The sequence below is a fragment of the Ignavibacteria bacterium genome (assembly GCA_041649015.1).
Lineage (GTDB): Bacteria > Bacteroidota > Ignavibacteria > Tepidaquicellales > Tepidaquicellaceae > CAIKZJ01.
The window spans coordinates 331,951-352,685 of record JBAZNU010000003.1; the positions used below are offsets into that span (position 1 = coordinate 331,951).

Below are 20,735 nucleotides of genomic sequence, written 5' to 3' on the forward strand. Positions count from 1 at the left end.
TATGAAAAATATTTAGAATAATACTTTTCAAATGAAAGTTGTTAAATCACAAAATAAATTTGCAGATAATACAGCACACGTAAAAGGCATAAATATATATTATGTCTTCATCTTCGCTTTATTTTTGAACTTTTCTGCTCAAGCTCAGAATTATAATTGGATTACACCAAACCAGACCTATCTTAAAATGTACGTTTCAAACGATGGAATGTATAGAATTGATAAAAATGATTTTGTTAATGCTGGAATTGTTGTATCATCAATTGATCCAAGGACTGTAAAGGTTTATTTTAAGGGAAATCAAATACCAATATATTTTTTTGGTGAGGATAATGCTTCATTTGATGATAGTGATTATTTCGATTTTTACGGGCAGCGAAATTATGGCGGTATAACAAAATCATATGATATAGCAAATAATGTCGTATACTCAACAGATGAATATTTCGACCTATATTCAGATACATCGTTTTATTTTGTAGCGTGGGGAGGGGCTTTTGGATTACGTTATAATGACTATAGCACATCTGCTTTTACGAATTACCCGATTAATTTTTACTATGAGAGACTTCATTTCGAGCAAGATCTTATTTATTCGCTTGGGCAGAATGTTTCAACGAATGATTTTGGTTATTTTAATAATGAGAAGTATATAGGAGAAGGGTGGTATTGGAGAGTATTACAAACCTCGAATTTTATTGACCAAGCTTTTAATGTTAATTCTCTTCCCACAGCATCGCAGCAATGCAGGTTGAAGATATTTGCTTATCCGGGAAATCAGACAACATCAATATTTAATGAACATCGTCTGGCGTTAAAGATGAATTCTACACAACTTGATACCCTTTTTAGGGATGATTTTAATAGATTCGATACGACAATATATTTTTCAAGTTCAGTATTAGTAAATGGAAATAATACATTTAGAGTATTAAACAGACCTGCCACAGGATTTGCAGGAGTAATTAATTTTGATATGTTTGAAGTTTCATATCCAAGGGAATTTGTGTTCAATAATAATTTATTGTCATTTAAAAGTGAAATCAGCGATACGGCGGCAAAAATATTCAGAATCAGGGGTTATGCTCCATCCCCGCCTTTATTTATTTATGATAATAAAAACAGTATTCGAATTTCTAATTTTACTTTTTCAGGTGATACACTTATTTTTTCGGGAAAGGGCAACGGCGAATATCAGATAATTAATAACAATATATCACTCAAACCCATTAGAATAAAACAAAGACAGGTTCCGAACCTTGTAACTTCGTCTTCAGGAGCAGATTACATTATAGTATATAACAGACTTTTCGAAGGACCCGCAGAACAATTACGCGCTTACAGAAATGCAAAAGATGGTTTTCGTTCTTTTAAAGCAGAAATCGAGGATATTTACGATGTTTTTAACTACGGAATGGAAAGCCCTGCGGCAATTAAGAGGTTTACAAAAAATGCTTTTGACACTTGGCAAACACCGAAATTTAAGTATTTATGTTTGTTAGGCAGAGGCTCGCTTGACCCTAAACGGAATCTTGGTTCTTCATCTGCATATTACAAAAACTATATTCCAGTATATGGCAATCCAACTACCGATGGTTATTTTGCAAACTATACTTTGAATACATTTAATTATACAAGGCAAGTATCTGTCGGGAGATTGCCTGCTTATACAGTTCAGGAAGCTCAAGATATGGTCAACAAAATAATTTTGTATGAATCAGGGGAAAGCAATCCGATTAATCTTTGGAAAAGAAATCTAATGATTACAGTTGGGGCATCAAGGTCGGAACAGCTTCTTTTTATTGATAGAGCAAACTCATTTATAAGTGCATACATACAGACACCTCCTGTATCAGGAGAGCCCAGAAGAGTTTTTAAGAATGACACAACAGGTTACGTCACTTATAATTATAGAGATTCAGTAATAAACGAACTAAACAGAGGTTCACTGATAGCGAACTATATAGGGCATGCGGGAAGCAGTACTTGGGAAATGAGTCTTGATAATCCAACGGAGCTTACAAACAATTTTTTCCAGTTTGTTCTTAGTATGACATGCTTTACAGGAAGGAGCAGCGAGGGAAATGTTAGAGGATTTTCAGAGAAATTTATTCTATCTCCTAATAATGGTGCGATTGGTTTTATCGGGACAACAGGGTGGAGTTTCTCGAATACAGGGAACAATCTGAATGGATATTTATTAAAGGCATACGCAAATGATACTCTTAGGAGAATAGGAGATATTCACGCTAAAGCATCCAATTATCTAGCACCGGATTCTTCAACATTTGGTATAAATACCAATAATTGCTATAACCTGATTGGGGATCCAGGTGCAAAACTGCTTCTGCCTGTTTATCCAGAGTTCTGCATTACTGAAAGTGATTATGAACTTTCAAATAAAAATCCTTCCTTAAATGAAATCATGAACTTAAGAATTTTCCCTGGGAATTTTGGACTTCATGCAGATTCGTGCAAAATAAGGTACCAGCTATTTAAGGGTAATACAATCAATATATTAAGAGATACGGTCGTTTACAACTGGGGATACGTGGATACTATAGATTACAGGTTTAAGATTGATTCTATGGGTTTGTATGAAATGAAAATTACTCTTGATGTTGAAAACTGGCATACCCGGGAACTGACAACAAACAATTCAATTGATATCCCTATAATTGTTAATAACAGCGCTTTTGCACCTCTTAAACCAGTTAATAACCAAATTGTTTATAATGATTCAGTAAAGTTCGTGGGTTTGAATCCGAACATTAATCTAAACCATAACTCAGTAAAACTTCTTCTTGAAATTGATACAACATTAAACTTTAACTCAGGTCACAAAAAAACTTACTATAAAAATGGTTACAGTGGAGTAAGCACTGAGTTTAGTGTTCCATTTACTGGTCAGGATTCGAGCATTGTAGTTGTATGGAGAATGGGGGCAATAATAAACAATGATACTTCGGAATGGTCGTCAGTAAGTATGTTGAAGGTTAATGATGATGGCTTACTTAATGATTCGCTTCTAAAATTGAACTTAAACAAGAATTTACAATATGAAAATAAGCTTTTTAATCTAAGTAATTATCTTAATAATATAATCTTAAAAAGCTTTAATGGGAGTTTATACGTCAGGTCATTAGGCGGAAATTCATATGAAGCTTCTTATTTCAGAGTAAATAATTCTGCGCTGTATATTGATCAAAGCAGTCCTTTTGCAGGATTAAGTATGCTAAAAGTAAAAAGAAATACCGGAAGAATTGAAAAGTTTTTTAATTTAAGAATGAATACCGGAACATCTTCGGATTCAGCGTTAGCGTTTTTAAATACATTTGATACGACTTCATTTCTATTATGTCTTAATGCTTCTTACGTTCCCGGGGGTTATGGTTTTAATACGGCAACAAAAGAAAAGATGAGACAATTCGGCAGTATTTATGCGGATTCTGTTCAAGCGTTTGGGTTTTTCCATACATGGAGTTTCATAGGTTATTTGGGGGCTTTGCCAAGTCAGGTATCTGAACAATATTTTTATTTTATACCAGCCAGGGGTTGGCTGGAATCAATAAGCCAGATGTCACCATTGTTTTTGAATACAAACGGATATATAACGCAGACCTTTGGACCTGCACAGAGGTGGCAGAACTTTAATTGGGAGCAGGAGGTGTATCCGAATTCGGGTTTATATTTTGATGTGTATGGTATTAACAGGAACAATCAGGAAATGCTTTTGATGTCGAATGTTACTACAAATAATAATGTTGACCTTTCGGGAATAGATGCTTATCAGTATCCGTACTTGAAACTAATTACGACGCTTTCTATTGATTCGTTGTATGGTTTTCAGTCGCCAGTTTTTAAGGGAATAAACCTGAATTATGTGGGGACGCCCGAGATTGCTTTAGATAACAATTCTATATTTAAGTCGGATTCGATTGTTAGTGCAGGGGACAGTATAGGTATCGGCGGGCTTTATTATAATGTGGGATATGTACCTGTAAATGGGCACGTGAGAACGTTCAGCGCTCTTGACGGTGCAGGGAATAAAGTACATTTGCGGACTGATACGGTACTTGCACAACTGAAAGTGGATAGCTCGATGTTTGTTAAAGCTACGTTCAAAGTAAACGGTCTTCCGATTCACAAGAAGTATAATAATCAGGTTTCGATTGTGTTTGAAGTTAATTCCTTGAATCAGAATGAAATTTATGATTATAATAATTCAGTGATATCAACATTTGTTGTTAAAGGCTCAATAACCGACATAAACACTGAAGTGTTTTCAGATGGAGTTAAATTATTTGGGAATGATTATGTGCGCTCGAATCCTGAATTGTTAGTTAAGCTTTCGGGAAATTCTGTTGATGAGCTGCTTGGTACTGACACATCGGTTTTCAGGATTATGCTAAACAATAATTTTATTTCATTAAATCCCGCAAGTTCAAAATCAAAAGTAAGAACTAATCTAATAAAAGAAGTCGATAAGGGTACGCTGGTACTTAAATTTACTCCTCAGCTTCAGAATGGAATTAATGATTTAAAACTTATTACTTATAAGAATAATTCTTACGATACTGCAAAGTTTGTTTTGAATGTTACTAATGAAACTTCATTGAAGGATGTTTATAACTACCCAAATCCTATGAAGACAGAAACTGTGTTCTCATTTACACTTACAGGTAATCAACTGCCGACAGAGTGCAGGATTAAAATATATACTGCAGCAGGGAGGGTTATAAAAGAAATAAATGTACCAGCAGGTATCGGTTTCAATCAAATTCAGTGGGATGGACGTGATGGTGATGGCGATTATATCGCTAATGGTGTTTATTTCTACCGCGTTGTTTTCAAAGGTTCTACTGAAGCGGTTTCTGACATAAGAAAGCTTGTGGTCTTAAAATAATAATTCCCTTCTTTTACATTAGTTTTACACACTTTTTAACGTTTAGTTAGCGTATGATAAGCCTTTGAACAGCGTTAGGTAAGACTAATTACTACCAAATTCGGAAGAGACCCAAAAAGAACAAATGAAAAAATTTGCTTGACAAAGCGGTAGAATTTCTATAATTTTGTATTAACTAAATAGTTTAACCAATTGGTTTAAGTAAATGGATATTGTAAATCAGGACAAAATAGAAGATTCTACAGAAAGAAAGATACTTGAAGCATCAAAACGAATTTTTCAGCGGAAAGGCATGTACGGTGCGAGAATGCAGGAGATTGCTGATGAGGCGGGGATAAGTAAAGCGTTATTGCATTATTACTTCCGTTCAAAGGATAAGCTTTTTGATGCTGTTTTTCAGGATGCCGCAAAGAGTTTCTTTTCAAAAATTCGGGAGTTAATAAATGTAGATAAACCATTGTTTGAGAAAATTGAGTATTTTGTAGAGCAGTATCTCGTGCTGCTTATGCAAAACACTTTTATTCCTGCATTTATTATTACAGAAGTTCATCAAAATCCAGATAGAATTAAAAATATGTTTCTTGAAAGCGGAGTTAATCCAGGATTGATATTTTCGAACGAAGTAAACGCAGCAATAGAAAAAGGAGTTATACGACCAATAGACCCAAGGCAGCTAATAATTAATATTGTCGGACTTTGTGTTTTTCCGATTGCTGCGAGACCAATAATAAAAACGATACTAAATCAGAGTGATGATGAATTTGTGAATTTTATAGAAGTAAGAAAAAGAGAGCTTGCTAATTTTATAATTAATGCAATTAAAGTACATTGATATGTATTACAAATTTTTAATACCCGTTCTAATACTCTTTCAGTCATTAACTGCATCCTTGCATGCACAGAATAGTCCTGTAACTTTGAAAGAGTGTTATAGAATTGCTTATGAGAACCATCCAAACTCAAAGCAAAAAGAATATTATAAATCAATCAGTTCGTTGAAGCTAGAAAACATAGGTTTAAATTTTCTGCCTCAGATATCTATAAAAGGGCAGGCGACATATCAGTCAGATGTAACAGAATTAGTTCTGAGCAACCCGATGTTTCAACCGCCTGTAATAAACAAAGATCAATACAGGATAACGATGGACGTCCGACAGCTTATCTATGACGGGAGCAACACTTCATCATTGAAGAATACTGAATCGAAGCAGGTACTTGTTGATGAACAAAAAGTTGAAGTTGATTTATTTTCTTTAAAGCAAAGGATAAATGATTTATATTTTTCAGTTTTGCTTTTTCAGCAAAGAATGAGAGTAAATCAACTGCTAATCAACGATTTGAAGTCACGTATAGCTGAAACTGAATCCCGCGTAAAGAATGAGCTTAACCTACCCGCGAATCTGTACATACTTCAGGCTCAGCTTATTCAGACAGAACAAGAGATGGAGAACTTAAACACAGACAGAGAAGCATTTTTAAAAATGCTCAGCGAACTTATAGGATATACGATACCCGAAAAAACAGAACTTGAATATCCACAATATCAAACGGTGGTTTTAGATGATAACCTTTCTGAAAGACCTGAAAACAAGCTGTTTGAGTACCAGAAAGAACAGCTTAACTCATATTCAGATGTAATTTCCTCACGTATACTTCCGAAACTTTCTGTTTTTGGTCAGGCAGGATTAGGAAGGCCGGGACTAAATATGCTTGATAACAACTTTAAACCATTTTACATGGTTGGGCTTAATGTTACATGGAATCCAATTAACTGGGGTGCTGATAACAATGAAAAGCAGATATATCAAATTAATCAGAAGATTGTTGATTCGCAGAAAGAAACATTTGAGAAGAACGTGAAAGTTTCTCTCGAAAAATATAAATCTGATATTGACAAATACGAGAACCTAATTCAAAAAGATGAGGAACTGATTGCATTAAGGGAAAAGATAGTTGAATCTACTTATTTGCAGCTGCAGAACGGAACTATTACGTCAACGGTTTATTTGACGGAACTTAACAATAAAACACAAACGCAGTTAATGCTTGAAACGCACAAACTTCAGCTTCTTCAAGCGAAAATAAATTACTTAACAACAAAAGGAGTTTACTAATATGAAAAATATAATAAGTATAATCATAGTTCTTTTATTTTTATCGGGATGCTCGAATGATAAGCAGAAGTCAGATGCATTCGGTAACTTTGAAGCGACAGAGACTATAGTTTCCTCTGAATCGAGCGGTCAGCTGAACGAATTCCACGTTGAAGAAGGTATGCTGATAGAAGAAGGGGAAACAGTCGGTTATATAGATACCAATCAGCTTTACTTGAAGAAGAACCAGCTTGCCCAGCAGAAAAATACAACACGTACGAAGTTTAAAAATGTTTCTGCTCAAGTATCCGTTCTACAAGAACAGAAGAGAGTAGCACTGCGTGAAAAGGAAAGAATAGAGCGGCTTCTGAAAGATGAGGCAGCTACGGGTAAACAGCTTGATGATATCAACGGCAGTATAGATGTTATTAACAGGCAGATAAACTCAATTGAGATGCAGAACACTACTACTAATGAAGAACTAAAAGGTCTCGATGTACAGATATCGCAAATTGTTGACCAGCTTCAGAAAAGCAGCATTACCAATCCCGTTAAAGGTACAGTAATATTAAAGCTGGCAGAGCAGGGTGAAATTGTTAGTTTTGGCAAGCCTCTTTACAAGATTGCGGATATAAGTACAATGGAGCTACGTGCTTACGTCAGCGGAGCACAGCTAACGGAGATAAAACTCGGGCAAAAAGTAAAAGTACTTATTGATGATGGTGCGAAGGGATACAAAACGATGGAAGGAGAAATCAGCTGGATATCGTCAAAGGCTGAGTTTACACCAAAGATTGTTCAAACAAAAGAGGAGCGTGTAAATCTAGTTTATGCGGTGAAAGTAAGAGTAGTCAATAACGGCACGATAAAAATCGGAATGCCCGGCGAAGTAGTTTTTAAATAATGGATTCAGTTATAATTGAAAATCTTACAAAGTCATACGGAGATATAATTGCCGTTGACAAAATTTCACTGACTGTAGAAAAGGGAGAGATATTCGGGTTCATCGGTCCTGACGGAGCAGGTAAGACTACATTGTTCAGAATACTTACAACACTACTGATACCGGATAAAGGCAATGCAACAGTTGAGGGTTATGATGTGGTTAAGGAGTTTAAAAAGATAAGATTAATAACAGGATATATGCCGGGCAGGTTTTCACTTTATCAAGACCTAACCGTTGAAGAAAACTTAAATTTCTTTGCTTCAGTTTTTGGCACAACGATAAGCGCAAATTACGAATTAATAAAAGATATATACGTAATGCTTGAACCTTTCAACGATCGTAAAGCCGGAAAACTTTCGGGAGGAATGAAGCAGAAACTTGCTCTATGCTGTGCACTCATACATAAACCGGAAATTCTTATACTTGATGAGCCAACAACCGGAGTTGATCCAGTATCAAGGAATGAATTCTGGGATATGCTAGGGAATCTCCGCAATGAGGGAATTACCATAGTTGTTTCAACTCCATACATGGATGAAGCGAGTAAATGCGACAGGGTGGCACTGATTCAAAAAGGAACACTTCTTGAAATTGATTATTTGAGAAACATACTTTCCCGTTATCCAAAGAAATTATTTTCGCTCAAATCTGATAATATGTATCAATTACTTGTTGATCTGAGGGAATATAAGCATTCTGGTTCTGTGTTTTCTTTCGGAGATTCTTTACATTTTACAGATAAATGCGAAAATGAAAACGGTGAGAGAATAATTGATTATCTGAATAGAAAAGGACACCATAATATAGCATTAAATATAATTACTCCGACAATTGAGGATTGTTTCATGGATTTAATGAGCAAATAATATGAGCCGAGAATATATAATTCATGCAGAAAATCTGACAAAGAAATTCGGTCATTTTACGGCTGTTGATTCCATCTCTTTCCATGTTGAAAAAGGCGAGATATTCGGTTTTCTTGGAGCGAACGGAGCAGGAAAAACGACTGCCATGAGAATGTTCTGCGGGCTTTCAACCCCTACATCGGGCAAAGCAGTGGTTGCAGGTTTTGATATTTATAAAGAAGCTGAAAAGATAAAGAGAAATATCGGATATATGAGTCAAAAGTTTTCGCTATACGATGATTTGACAGTAACTGAGAATATAAGATTTTACGGGGGAATATACGGACTTCCAAAATTTTTACTGAAAGAGAAAACGGATTATTTAATTGACCTTCTAAAGATAGCAGATGCACGGAATAAACTTCTACGTTCTTTACCACTCGGCTGGAAACAAAAACTTGCTTTTTCTGTTGCCATAATCCACGACCCGAAGGTAGTTTTTCTTGATGAGCCGACCGGAGGAGTCGATCCTGTAACACGCCGTCAGTTTTGGGATATGATTTATGAAGCAGCTCACAATGGTGTAACTGTAATCGTGACGACACATTACATGGATGAAGCGGAGTATTGCAACAGGGTTTCGATGATGGTTGACGGCAGAATAGCTTCATTGGATACGCCTGATAATTTGAAGAGACAGTATAATTCTGAAAACATGCACGAAGTTTTCGTGAAGATTGCGAGAGGTAAATAAATGAAAAGATTTCTTGCATTCGTGAAGAAAGAATTTAAGCATATACTTCGTGATTACAGAACACTACTAATTTTATTCGGTATGCCAATTGCTCAGATACTGTTATTTGGCTTTGCAATTACGAATGAAATCAAAGACGCAAAGATTGCTATATTAGATTTTTCTAAGGACAATATAACTCAGGAAATCAGTAATAAAATACTGTCTTCCGGGTATTTTATGTTATATTACAACCTCAACAATGTAAATGACATTGAGCCAGCTTTCAAAGAAGGAATAATAAAAGAAGTAATAATATTTGAACCTGATTTTGGACATAATCTTGGTAAATCCAATCTTGCAAACGTGCAGATAATTGCAGATGCATCGGATCCAAACTTAGCTAATATGTTAATCGGATATACATCATCGATTATTCAGGATTACCAGCGTGAATTAACACAGGGGAAGATAATGCCTTCTGTAATAAATACAGAGATTAAGATGCTGTACAATCCTAATTTGAAAAGCGTGTTTATGTTTGTACCAGGACTGATGGCAGTGATTCTTCTTCTGGTCTCGGCAATGATGACTTCGATATCTATTGCAAAGGAAAAGGAACTTGGTACAATGGAAGTACTGCTTGTATCTCCGCTTAATCCTTTTCAGATTATAGTGGGGAAGGTTATACCTTATTTTGTTATATCTTTAATAAATTATGTGGTAGTAATTGTTTTAGCTAAATATGTTTTTCTTGTTCCTATTGAGGGAAGTATTGTGCTTCTGGTTCTTGAGAGTGTTTTATTCTTAATAACTTCTTTATCGCTTGGAATACTGATATCAACGGTCAGTAACAACCAGCAGACAGCGTTGATGATATCTCTTTCAGCATTAATGCTTCCAACAATTATACTTTCGGGATATATATTCCCGATAGAGAACATGCCCTTTATTTTACAGCTACTGAGTTATATAATTCCGGCAAAATGGTTTATCATAATAGTACGAGGCATCATGCTTAAGGGAATAACATTTGATTATATTTATCTGGAGACGCTTGTTCTTATCGGAATGACGCTATTCTTTATACTATTAAGCATTAAAAGATTTAAAGTAAGACTTGAATAAATGAGAACAATATTTATAATACTCAGGAAGGAATTTCTTCAGATATTCAGGAATAAAGCGATGATACCGCTAATTTTCTTTTTGCCTGTAATTCAGTTACTAATTCTTTCAAATGCCGCAACGTATGAAATTAAAAACATTAGGTTCAATGTAGTTGATTTTGACCAGTCACATTATTCACGTGAGCTTGTGTCAAAATTCACGGCGTCGAATTATTTTGTATTAAACGAGGTATCTTTTTCCGTCGATAATTCCGAAGAGAGTTTTAAAAAGAATCAATCGAAGTTAATAATTCACATACCAAAAGATTTTGAAAAGAAGTTCAGGGCAGAAGGACATTCAGAAATTCAGCTTGTAATAAATGCTGAGGACGGGGCCGCTGCAGGAATTATTAACAATTATGCCTCAAACATTATTCGTCAGTTCAATGTAGATAAGGGATTAGAATCTTTTATGACTTTTGACATCGTTCCGATTATAAACGTAAATTATGCAAACTGGTACAATCCTGAATTAGAATACAAAACATATATGGTTCCGGGAATCCTTGTAGTTCTTGTAACAATGATAGGAGCTTTCCTTTCAGGAATGAACATAGTAAAAGAAAAGGAAATAGGAACGATAGAGCAGTTGAACGTAACACCGATTAAAAAATATCAGTTCATTATTGGAAAACTTCTGCCATTCTGGATAATCGGGATGGGGGAGCTAATGTTCGGGCTGATTCTTGGAATATTAATATTTAACATTCCCCTTATTGGAAATCCCATTTTTATACTAATGCTTGCGGCTGTATATCTTTTCGTTGTACTTGGTATGGGACTTCTAATTTCTACTCTTACTGATACACAACAGCAGGCGATGTTTGTTGCCTGGTTCTTTCTTGTTCTGTTTATTCTTATGGGAGGAATATTTACTCCGGTTGAGAGTATGCCTAATTGGGCACAAACAATTGCTTTCTTTAATCCTATAGCACAATTTAACCGCGCTATGCGGATGATTATGCTAAAGGGTTCAGGATTCAAAGATGTACTCCCCACACTTTATTTCTTTATCGCTTATGCAACTGTTATGATGTCGCTTGCAGTATGGCGTTACCGGAAGACGGAGTAAATAAAAATCATAATCTGATTTATAAATAAACAGATAATTCCATTTTAAATAACATTCACATTTTGTATAATTCTTTGTTCCTAAAAATAAAATTAAACATTTAATAATATGAATTACAGTTACTCTAAATCGACCGATTTAACGTACGAATCAGCAATAGACAAAGTCACAGAATTGCTTAAAGAGAATGGTTTCGGAGTACTTACAACGATTGATGTAAAAGAAACGCTTAAGAAAAAACTTGACGTTGACTTCGATAAATACATTATACTTGGTGCCTGCAATCCACCATTTGCATACGAAGCACTCATCGCTGAGGATACTGTTGGTCTGCTTATGCCTTGTAACGTTGTCGTGCACGAGAAAGCAGGGAAAGTAAAAATCTCCATATTCAATCCCATGGTAATAGCTCAAGTGTCGAATAATCCAAAACTGAAGGAGTTGTCTGAAAAACTTAATGAAAGAATCAAAACTGTTTTATCGAGCTTATAATGTCATTAAAGAAAATAGTCGTACTAACGGGTGCGGGTGTAAGTGCTGAAAGCGGACTATCGACATTCCGTGATGCGGGCGGGTTGTGGGAAGGACACGATGTATATGAAGTCGCCTCACCGCAGGGCTGGAAGAAAGACCCCGATGTTGTTCTCAGGTTTTATAATGAAAGGCGAAGACAACTAGAACGTGTACAGCCAAATGCTGCACACGTTGCTATTGCTAAGCTTCAGGAAAAGTTTGATGTTTCCGTAATTACTCAGAATGTAGATAATCTTCACGAGCGCGCAGGATCACAGAGTGTTCTTCATCTTCACGGTGAACTTACAAAAGCAAAAAGTACTTTACCTCCGTATAATGTTTATGACATAGGTTATACAGACATTAACAAAGGTGATATGTGTGAAAAGGGTGGGCAGCTTAGACCGAACATAGTTTGGTTTGGAGAGCCCGTGCCACTTATAACAGATGCTGCAATAATTGCAGAGACAGCGGATGTCTTTATGGTTGTCGGAACTTCTCTTGTTGTGTATCCTGCGGCAAGCCTGATTGACTATGTTAAAAGGGATGCTATGAAATACATCATTGACCCAAATAAGCCCAGCATAAACAGTTTTTATAAAAATCTTGAGTATATAACAGAGAAAGCTACGGTTGGGACAGTTACATTAGTTGAAAAACTTTTGAATATGTAAATGCCAATAGGAAAGAAAAATATACTCATTACCGGACTCGGCGCAGTGGGGGGGTATTTCGGGACATTCCTCGCATTGAATAAAAACAATAACGTTTGTTTTCTATCGAGAGGGGATACCTGTAAACATTTCAAATCATACAGGTTAATACTGAAAAGTTACAAGGGGTACGAATTATCATTCAAACCTAAAGTATCTGATAACACAACGACATTCAAGAAGAAATTCGATTATGTTTTTGTCTGTACAAAATCAAATGATACTGCATCACTTATCCCGCAGATTCAAAAAGTTGTAACAAAAAATTCTCAGATTATATCGCTTCAGAACGGCATATATAATTACAGATTGATAAAGAAAACATTCGGGTCTGCCAGAACTTTACAGTTAATATGCAAAATCGGTGTTGAGATGGATTTGAAATATACTATTCTTCATTCATCTCTCGGCTTTATTCAAGCAGGTGAAATGAGTGGCAAGTACAGCAAAAGGATAAAGACTATGTATTCAGTCCTTAAAGAGTCAGGTATTGACGTCAGAATAATAAAAAATATCAAGGAGGAAATCTGGATTAAGTATGCATGGAATACAATCTTTAATTCATTAACGAGCATAGGTAGTGTAACAGTCGATAAGTTATTCAGGTTAAAACAAACAGAAGAGCTTGTTGAAAATATTTACGAAGAAATTAAAATGATTGCGAAAACGCAGGGAATTTTGTTTGATGGAATTGCGCGCAGAAAAGTTATTGAAGATTCCAATAAACTTGGTGCGTTTAAGACCTCTTCGTATCAGGACAGGCTGAAGGGCAAAGTGCTTGAGACGCCTTATTTCACGGGTGAATTGCTAAGGCTTGCGGCGAAGAAAAAAATAGAAACACCTTTACTTAAAGCCGTTCACGCACTTTCGCTTGCAATATAGTTCTAAACGTTTTTGAGAACGCCTACATAGAGCAATGCAAGTATAATCACCCCAAGTACGAGCCGGTAAATTATAAAAACGAGATTGCTTCTTGTTTTCAGATAGTTGATTAGAAAAGCTATTGCCAGATAACCGACTATGCCCGATACTATTGTTGACAACATTAATCCAATAACATTTTCGTGAAGAAGTTCGGCTCTTTCGCTGTAAAGTTCATAAACACCGCTTAATGCAATTGCGGGTATGCTGAGCAGGAAAGAATATCTAGCAGCTGTTTCCCTTTTAAGACCGCAGAAAAGTCCAGCTGTTATTGTAACACCGCTTCTTGAGCTACCGGGAATGAGAGCAACAGCCTGTGCAAAACCTATAATTATGCCATCCCACACTGTTATTTCTTTTAAATCTTTTCTATGGTCGGCGATTTTCTCTGCTATATAAAGAAGAATAGCGAGGAAAATAAGTGATGCTGAAATCACATAAAGTCCTCTGAAATCACCTTCTATGTATTTCTTTAGTGTTAGACCAAAGAATGATATTGGTAATGTACCTAAGATAATAAGCAATGACAGTCTTGCGTAAGGGTCTGAAAAATTTCTAGTTTTAAGAGCGTTGAAAAATCCTTTAATTAATTCGGATATATCATTTTTAAAGTAAACAAATGTCGCAAGCAGTGTGCCTATCTGAATAACGGCTGTGTATGCTGCTCCCGGGTCTTCCCATCCGAGCAGTGCGGGTACAACACGAATATGCGCAGTACTGCTAATTGGGATGAATTCAGTCAATCCCTGTATTATACCGAATAATATACCTTCTAAAATCTTATCCATGATTAAAAAATATAGAATTCAATTCCTATTCTTATTCCAAGCATAAAGCTGCTGAGATTAACAGTATCTCCTGCGGAATTTTTAATCTCTTTACCGGTATCGTCTTTAAGGTTACCCGCAAATACATTGCCAACATAACCACTAATGTATCCAGCTAAGCTACCCCCCATCTGAATTGAAAAAGATCCCTCAGCCTTAGCAAGTAATCCTGTTGATGTAAAGATACCAGAATTGGTTGTGTATGACTTTGAGTCAAGGCTTGAAAAAACAGGACCTGCAGATACACCGAATTTAAGAAAATGATATTCACCCGGGAACAGGTAATTTGCACCCAATAATATCTGATGATTTGAGTAGTCGAAGGACTGATTAGGGTAATCATCAACTTTATTACTTTTAAGAAAGTAGCTATAATCGAGTTTCAGGGCAATCTTTGAAGCCACCTGTCTTTCAACACTTCCGAAAAATTCGAAACCTGTTTTAAAATCTTTTAGTTTTCTGCTATCGGCTACGTTGTTATAACCGGGCAGTTCGTATCCAATAAATGTATTAAGAGATTTATTGTTACCGTAAGCTGCACCCATCCCGAGTGCGAAGGATGTATAATGTTTCGCCTTGTTCCGCTTTGCGAACGATACCGTTCCACCGTCCTGTGATAAGCCAGTTTCCGATAAAAGTAACAACAAAGCAAAGAAGGCTACTTTTGAGATTAATAAGTGTTTTTTCATTTTTGTTCTCCTACGCGTCTATGTTAGCGTATTTTGCGTTTTCTTCGATGAATTTTCTTCTTGGTTCTACTTCCTCGCCCATTAATATTCTGAACATCTTATCAGCGGCAGAGGCATTCTCATTCGTAACCTGCAAAATAGTTCTTGTTTCTGGATTCATTGTTGTTGCCCAAAGTTGTTCGGGATTCATTTCACCGAGACCTTTAAATCTTGATATGTGAACCTTTGAGCTTCCTTCGCCAGCTACTGATTCATCACCGACAACAACTACAGATTTCTTGTCAACTTTTAATGCTTTAAGCATATCATCTCTTTCATCGACATCGTAGGCGTACATTTCAGTCTTTCCTTTTTTTATTTTGAATAAAGGCGGCTGCGCTATGTACAATTTACCAGTGTCAATAATCGGTTTCATGTGTCTGTAGAAGAATGTAAGGAGAAGCGTTCTGATGTGTGAGCCGTCAACGTCGGCGTCGCACATGAGAATAATTTTATCGTATCTTACTTTGCTATCGTTGTACTCCTCGGAATCGCCAATACCTGCTCCAATTGCAGTAATCATCGAACGTATTTCCTCATTCTCAAATATTTTATTCTTTCTTGCTTTTTCAACGTTAAGTATTTTACCCTTCAAAGGAAGAATTGCTTGAAATCTTCTGTCACGCCCTTGTTTTGCTGAGCCTCCTGCAGAATCTCCCTCGACGAGATACAATTCGCAAAGTGCAGGGTCAGTCAGGGAACAGTCTGCAAGTTTTCCGGGTAGTCCTGATATTTCAAGGGCATTCTTTCTTCTTGAGAGTTCGCGTGCATGTCTTGCGGCTTCTCTTGCCTCTGCAGCTCTAACGCATTTCTCAAGAATCTTTTTAGCAACGGACGGGTTTGTTTCAAGGTATTCGTTAAGCTGTTCGCCGGTTATAGACTGCACAATCCCTTTCACTTCACTGTTGCCAAGCTTAGTCTTCGTCTGTCCTTCAAACTGAGGTTCGGGTACTTTTGCACTAATAACGCATGTCAGTCCTTCCCTGAAGTCATCGCCAGTCAGGGTGAGTTTATCATTCTTTATAATTCCGTTCTTTAATCCATAGTTGTTAAGTGTTCTTGTGAGAGCAGACTTAAAACCTTCGAGATGTGTACCGCCTTCGATTGTGTTAATGTTGTTAACGAAGGAAAGAATATCATCACTGTAAGAGTCATTGTACTGAAATGCAATCTCAAGTTGTATGTATTCCTTCTCACCTGAAATGAAAATAGGTTTTGATGTAATTAACTTTTCACCTTCGTCAAGGTATTTTACAAAATCAACAAGGCCGCCCTTAAACTTAAATTCGTCGGATTTTCCCGTTCTTTCATCTTTCATAATTATCTGAAGGTCCTTGTTCAGATAAGCAAGTTCTCTAAGTCTGTTTTCAAGAGTCTCATACTTAAATGCAGTATTCTTGAATATTTCTTTGTCGGGCATAAAAGTAATTCTTGTGCCGGTTTTCTGTTTGACCTTTCCTGTTTCCTTAACCGGTTTAACAGCAACACCTCTGACGTATTTCTGATAAAATATTTTTCCGTCTCTATAAACCTCTACCTCAAGGTATTCGCTAAGTGCATTAACGACAGATACGCCAACACCGTGCAGTCCTCCTGACACTTTGTACGTATCTCTGTTGAATTTACCGCCTGCGTTTAGCTGTGTCATTACCACCTCAAGGGTTGAAATCTTTTCGGTCGGATGATTGCCCGTTGGTATGCCTCTACCGTTATCATCCACAGTTATCGAGCCTTCTTTGTTAATGGTTAGTATTATTTTATCGCAGAATCCGCCCAGTGCTTCGTCTATCGCGTTATCTACAACTTCATACACGAGATGGTGAAGACCCCTCGACGATACGTCACCGATATACATCGCAGGTCTTTTTCTTACATGCTCAAGCCCCTTCAGAACCTGTATATCCTTTTCTGTGTATGACTGGTTGCCATTGTTATTGTTATTCTTTGCCATGTTGTATAGTTTCAGTGTTTAATAATTTATACGAATACAATTTCTTTTATTAAAGTTTTACTTTTTATTCCCTGAAGTTCAGAGTTTAGTTTCTTTATTATTTCTTCCTTTCGGTTGTTTAACTCAAACCTCCACACCGGATTTTCAACGTTTACAAGAAGCTTGTTGTTTTTAATTCCAGATGGAGTTGCGAATTTTGAAATCGTTTCTCCAACGCATTCTTTCCATACGTTGAATATTTTCAGCTCGTTTTCTCTATCTCTCACTCCGAGTACTTCGCTGATGTTATTAATCTCGTCCACAAGGCATGAAACCTTGTTGTCTCTTAATTTAGTATTTATTCTTTTACCTGCCAATCACTCTTCCATTTTCTATTTGAAAGTAATCTATTTCCGCACTTTCGTAAAAATTTTTCAGGTTATCCGCATAGTCCTTGCTTGTTGTTGTAAGGAATATCTGCCCATATTCTTTTAAATGGGACACAATCTTCGAAACCCTTGTAGAATCAAGCTCTGAGAGCAAGTCGTCAAGCAGAAGAACGGGAGAATTTTGAAGATTGTCCTTTAGAAAATGATATTCCGCCAGTTTAAGAGCTATAACAAAGGTTTTATGTTCTCCCTGCGATGCAAAATTCTTTAACTCAAAACTTTTTTTCTCATCCCCGTTAACCATTTTGCTAAGACTAAAAAGGTAATCGTCTTTGTGAATTCCTGTTACAGAAACACCTCTTGCAATTTCTTCATTCATCCTTGTTTCAAGATTAATCAGAAATAATTCCTTCAGCTCACCAATTTTTGCTTCTGCATTTCCATCAGCGGAAATAATATCAGCATCCAGATAACTGCTGACGTACTTAATTCCGGGTTCATCATCTTTATCGATTAAATACGAAAAACTCCTTTGAAAATACCCGCTGAATATTCTCAGCAAATCAAACCTTCTTCTTAATATCTCTCCAGAATAATCCGCCATTTTCTCGTTTATTGAAGTCAGAAGAGTTTTGAATTCACTAGCGGGAATTGCATTCCCGTTAATCTGGTTCTTAAGCAGTGCGTTTTTTTGTTTAAGTATCCGCACATAGCTCGATAGAAAATCAAAATATACCCTGCTCGTCTGTGCAAGTAATATATCAAAGAACTTTCTTCTTTCAGAAGGATTCCCGTAAGTAATATCAAGGCTGTGGGGAGACAAAAATACAATCGGAAATCTACCGAAAATCTCACTCGTCCATCTTCTAACTTTTTCTTTATTAAGATGAAAAATTTTCTTCTTCGAAACAGAGTCGTAATTAAGGTAAACATTGTACTCAGTCCTGACATCATTCTCGTAAACACCTTCAACATTAAAGCCCGAAGAATTGAATTTCACGCAGTCAGATTCCGAAGAATTTAAAAAGCTCTTGCCAAAAGATATGTAGGAAATTGCCTCGAGTACGTTGGTTTTTCCTTCTCCATTATTGCCGTAGATATAGTTAAAGCTCTTATTGAATGTAAATTGCTGCTCGTTATAATTTCTGAAATTTAATAATTTAATACTATTTAAGAGCACCTTTTGTATCTGTTAACCGACTCTTACCGGCATTATTAATTCCATATAATTTTCTTCCGAAAGCGAAGCAACGGGCAAAATAATTGATGCTTTTGCCGGAGCGCTAAAAGTGAATAACACTTCGTCTGTTTCTATCTGCGAGAGACAGTCAAGCAAGTAAGATACGTTGAAGGCAATGGAAAAATCTTCTGTTATGTCGTCACCGTTATTAGTCTTAAAATCGCATTTTAGCGTTTCTTCTCCTTCACCTCCTATTTCAGGATTGTCTGATTTTATTTTCAGTTCGTCGCCGGATATTTCTAATTTAATTTTCTTCGTAACTGAATCCGTAAAAATCACCGCTCTTTTTAGAGCACTAATGAGGTCGTACCTATTCATAAGTAATTTTTTGTCATTATCCTTAGGTATCACCGATTCGTAGTTCGGGAAAGTATCATCAATAAGTTTTGAGTAAACATGAAAATTATCCATTGTACATTTTATCATCACATTGTCAAACTCAAGGATAATGTTTGAATCTGAAACAATCTTAGGGATTAAATCAACCGTTTTTATCGGGAGTATAAAATTCTCATCTTTTGAATTTGTGTGCGAGAAATCAGTTGTTATAACCTTACCGAGTCTGAAACCGTCAGTAGCAACAAATCTAAGCTCATTCTTTCTGAGGTCGATAAAAACGCCTGCCATGTTTCTTCTTATCTCATCGTTCTTCACCGAGTGTTTCACTTTTTGCAGAAATTTCTTGAACTTTGCACCTGAAATGTTAATTTTTGACATATCGGGTTTTTCCTGCGGCAGAGGAAAATCTTCAATTGGCTCTCCGAAGAAAGAATATTTACCGTTTTTTGAGTTTACAGTAATCTTAAATTTGTCGTTAGCCTCAAACTTAATTTTTAGTTTCTCGGTATGCTTTGTAAAAGTAGCAACAGCGACCTTTCCAAGTTCCGTGACAGCTTTTTCAAGTTTGTTAAATTCATTCCTTAGTTCTTCGGATGGTATAGTACCAATTTTCTCTCTAAACAGCCTGAACTCTTCTTTTAAGCCTTCGAATGTTTCCTCGGGTATAGACCCTTTATATTCAAGTACTTCTTTATTCTTATCGTATTTAATTGAGTATAAATTAATTTCAGGTAATAAACCTTCTCCACTCAGAAGCCCGAAGATTTCCTTGCTAAAAGGAACACCAACAACCACTGATTCATTTTTAATAATCATGGCTTTCAGGAGTTCAAGCAATTTTCTTGCAGGTACAGCTATACCACCGTCTTCTTCACCGTCAACATTCAAATCAGTAGTTATAAAAGCCTCAAGGTCAGTCGATACCATACTAAGATTATTTTTCGATAACTTAAAGTACAAATTTGTGATTATCGGCAAAGTTGTATGTGAAGAACCCGGGACAACATAATTTAGTTTGTTTACAGCATTAAAAAACTTCTCGGCAGAGATAGAGAATTTCATAAAATATATAAATTAAATTTTAAGAATTTTGTATGTTTATTCTTTGAATTTTATCATTTAACCTATGAAAATAGCTAAAATAATCGATATTTACAATTTATAACAAACACTACAGAAGCCTTAAATATTAAACATTTAAGGCAGTTTTCTAACAATTTTTTCATTAAATTTTACAGTCATTTTCACCATTTGAAAACACAAGAGTCTTTTAATTTATCGCCATAGGATTTCAAATCGTACTCATTATAAATATCAGGTTATTTTGGTTTTATTTCCTATCTATAATAAAATAACTTCTTGAATATTATT

The 20,735-nt window shown here is 35.9% G+C and carries 17 protein-coding genes; 11 read left to right on the top strand and 6 right to left on the bottom strand.

The window, feature by feature from the left end; translation table 11 throughout:
* Positions 1-31: 31 nt before the first annotated feature.
* The 11 genes from WC644_07195 (at position 32) to WC644_07245 (ending at position 13,872) form a co-directional block, all read left to right on the top strand.
* Positions 32-4,906: a C25 family cysteine peptidase gene (locus WC644_07195; GenBank protein MFA5011727.1), complete on the top strand. Its 4,875-nt coding sequence runs from the start codon at positions 32-34 to the stop codon at positions 4,904-4,906.
* Between the two features lie 205 nt (positions 4,907-5,111).
* Positions 5,112-5,738 carry a TetR/AcrR family transcriptional regulator gene (locus WC644_07200; GenBank protein ID MFA5011728.1) on the top strand — a complete coding sequence of 209 codons (627 nt, stop codon included), beginning with the start codon at positions 5,112-5,114 and terminating at the stop codon, positions 5,736-5,738.
* Position 5,739: 1 nt separating this feature from the next.
* The gene (locus WC644_07205) at positions 5,740-7,020 is read left to right on the top strand and encodes a TolC family protein (GenBank protein MFA5011729.1); all 1,281 of its coding nucleotides are present in this window, start codon (positions 5,740-5,742) and stop codon (positions 7,018-7,020) included.
* Position 7,021: 1 nt separating this feature from the next.
* The gene (locus WC644_07210) at positions 7,022-7,903 is read left to right on the top strand and encodes an HlyD family efflux transporter periplasmic adaptor subunit (protein ID MFA5011730.1); all 882 of its coding nucleotides are present in this window, start codon (positions 7,022-7,024) and stop codon (positions 7,901-7,903) included.
* Positions 7,903-8,811 carry an ABC transporter ATP-binding protein gene (locus WC644_07215; protein ID MFA5011731.1) on the top strand — a complete coding sequence of 303 codons (909 nt, stop codon included), beginning with the start codon at positions 7,903-7,905 and terminating at the stop codon, positions 8,809-8,811. The genes WC644_07210 and WC644_07215 overlap by 1 nt, the downstream gene beginning before the upstream one ends.
* 1 nt (position 8,812) lies before the next feature.
* Positions 8,813-9,544: an ABC transporter ATP-binding protein gene (locus WC644_07220; protein ID MFA5011732.1), complete on the top strand. Its 732-nt coding sequence runs from the start codon at positions 8,813-8,815 to the stop codon at positions 9,542-9,544.
* On the top strand, positions 9,545-10,651 hold the full coding sequence (locus WC644_07225) for an ABC transporter permease (GenBank protein MFA5011733.1): 1,107 nt from the start codon (positions 9,545-9,547) through the stop codon (positions 10,649-10,651).
* Positions 10,652-11,764, top strand: coding sequence for an ABC transporter permease (locus tag WC644_07230; GenBank protein MFA5011734.1), 1,113 nt, complete (start codon positions 10,652-10,654; stop codon positions 11,762-11,764).
* Between the two features lie 108 nt (positions 11,765-11,872).
* Positions 11,873-12,256, top strand: a complete 384-nt coding sequence (locus WC644_07235) for a DUF302 domain-containing protein (protein ID MFA5011735.1) — start codon at positions 11,873-11,875, stop codon at positions 12,254-12,256.
* Positions 12,256-12,951, top strand: coding sequence for an NAD-dependent deacylase (locus WC644_07240; GenBank protein ID MFA5011736.1), 696 nt, complete (start codon positions 12,256-12,258; stop codon positions 12,949-12,951). The genes WC644_07235 and WC644_07240 overlap by 1 nt, the downstream gene beginning before the upstream one ends.
* On the top strand, positions 12,952-13,872 hold the full coding sequence (locus tag WC644_07245) for a ketopantoate reductase family protein (protein ID MFA5011737.1): 921 nt from the start codon (positions 12,952-12,954) through the stop codon (positions 13,870-13,872).
* A 2-nt stretch (positions 13,873-13,874) separates the two neighbouring features.
* Here WC644_07245 and WC644_07250 read toward each other — a convergent pair whose 3' ends face one another.
* The 6 genes from WC644_07250 to dnaN are packed head-to-tail and all read right to left on the bottom strand — an operon-like array spanning position 13,875 to position 20,426.
* Entirely contained in the window at positions 13,875-14,699 is an 825-nt protein-coding gene (locus WC644_07250) for an undecaprenyl-diphosphate phosphatase (GenBank protein MFA5011738.1), read from the bottom strand.
* 2 nt (positions 14,700-14,701) lie between these two features.
* Positions 14,702-15,427: a hypothetical protein gene (locus WC644_07255; protein ID MFA5011739.1), complete on the bottom strand. Its 726-nt coding sequence runs from the start codon at positions 15,425-15,427 to the stop codon at positions 14,702-14,704.
* Between the two features lie 10 nt (positions 15,428-15,437).
* The gene (gene gyrB / locus WC644_07260; GenBank protein MFA5011740.1) at positions 15,438-17,417 is read right to left on the bottom strand and encodes a DNA topoisomerase (ATP-hydrolyzing) subunit B; all 1,980 of its coding nucleotides are present in this window, start codon (positions 17,415-17,417) and stop codon (positions 15,438-15,440) included.
* Between the two features lie 26 nt (positions 17,418-17,443).
* On the bottom strand, positions 17,444-17,773 hold the full coding sequence (locus tag WC644_07265; protein ID MFA5011741.1) for a DUF721 domain-containing protein: 330 nt from the start codon (positions 17,771-17,773) through the stop codon (positions 17,444-17,446).
* Positions 17,763-18,965 (bottom strand): DNA replication and repair protein RecF, encoded by a 1,203-nt coding sequence (recF, locus tag WC644_07270; protein ID MFA5011742.1) that lies wholly within the window; start codon positions 18,963-18,965, stop codon positions 17,763-17,765. Before recF ends, WC644_07265 begins: the two co-directional genes overlap by 11 nt.
* A 12-nt stretch (positions 18,966-18,977) precedes the next feature.
* Positions 18,978-20,426: a DNA polymerase III subunit beta gene (gene dnaN, locus WC644_07275; protein MFA5011743.1), complete on the bottom strand. Its 1,449-nt coding sequence runs from the start codon at positions 20,424-20,426 to the stop codon at positions 18,978-18,980.
* Positions 20,427-20,735 lie beyond the last annotated feature (309 nt).

Excerpts from the sequence above, each read along its gene's own strand:
- WC644_07245 (MFA5011737.1), top strand. The coding sequence starts at position 12,952 with ATGCCAATAGGAAAGAAAAATATACTCATTACCGGACTCGGCGCAGTG.
- WC644_07240 (MFA5011736.1), top strand. The coding sequence starts at position 12,256 with ATGTCATTAAAGAAAATAGTCGTACTAACGGGTGCGGGTGTAAGTGCT.
- WC644_07235 (MFA5011735.1), top strand. The coding sequence starts at position 11,873 with ATGAATTACAGTTACTCTAAATCGACCGATTTAACGTACGAATCAGCA.
- gyrB (MFA5011740.1), bottom strand. The coding sequence starts at position 17,417 with ATGGCAAAGAATAACAATAACAATGGCAACCAGTCATACACAGAAAAG.
- WC644_07255 (MFA5011739.1), bottom strand. The coding sequence starts at position 15,427 with ATGAAAAAACACTTATTAATCTCAAAAGTAGCCTTCTTTGCTTTGTTG.
- WC644_07195 (MFA5011727.1), top strand. The coding sequence starts at position 32 with ATGAAAGTTGTTAAATCACAAAATAAATTTGCAGATAATACAGCACAC.
- WC644_07205 (MFA5011729.1), top strand. The coding sequence starts at position 5,740 with ATGTATTACAAATTTTTAATACCCGTTCTAATACTCTTTCAGTCATTA.
- WC644_07230 (MFA5011734.1), top strand. The coding sequence starts at position 10,652 with ATGAGAACAATATTTATAATACTCAGGAAGGAATTTCTTCAGATATTC.
- WC644_07200 (MFA5011728.1), top strand. The coding sequence starts at position 5,112 with ATGGATATTGTAAATCAGGACAAAATAGAAGATTCTACAGAAAGAAAG.
- dnaN (MFA5011743.1), bottom strand. The coding sequence starts at position 20,426 with ATGAAATTCTCTATCTCTGCCGAGAAGTTTTTTAATGCTGTAAACAAA.
- WC644_07250 (MFA5011738.1), bottom strand. The coding sequence starts at position 14,699 with ATGGATAAGATTTTAGAAGGTATATTATTCGGTATAATACAGGGATTG.
- WC644_07220 (MFA5011732.1), top strand. The coding sequence starts at position 8,813 with ATGAGCCGAGAATATATAATTCATGCAGAAAATCTGACAAAGAAATTC.
- WC644_07210 (MFA5011730.1), top strand. The coding sequence starts at position 7,022 with ATGAAAAATATAATAAGTATAATCATAGTTCTTTTATTTTTATCGGGA.
- WC644_07215 (MFA5011731.1), top strand. The coding sequence starts at position 7,903 with ATGGATTCAGTTATAATTGAAAATCTTACAAAGTCATACGGAGATATA.
- WC644_07225 (MFA5011733.1), top strand. The coding sequence starts at position 9,545 with ATGAAAAGATTTCTTGCATTCGTGAAGAAAGAATTTAAGCATATACTT.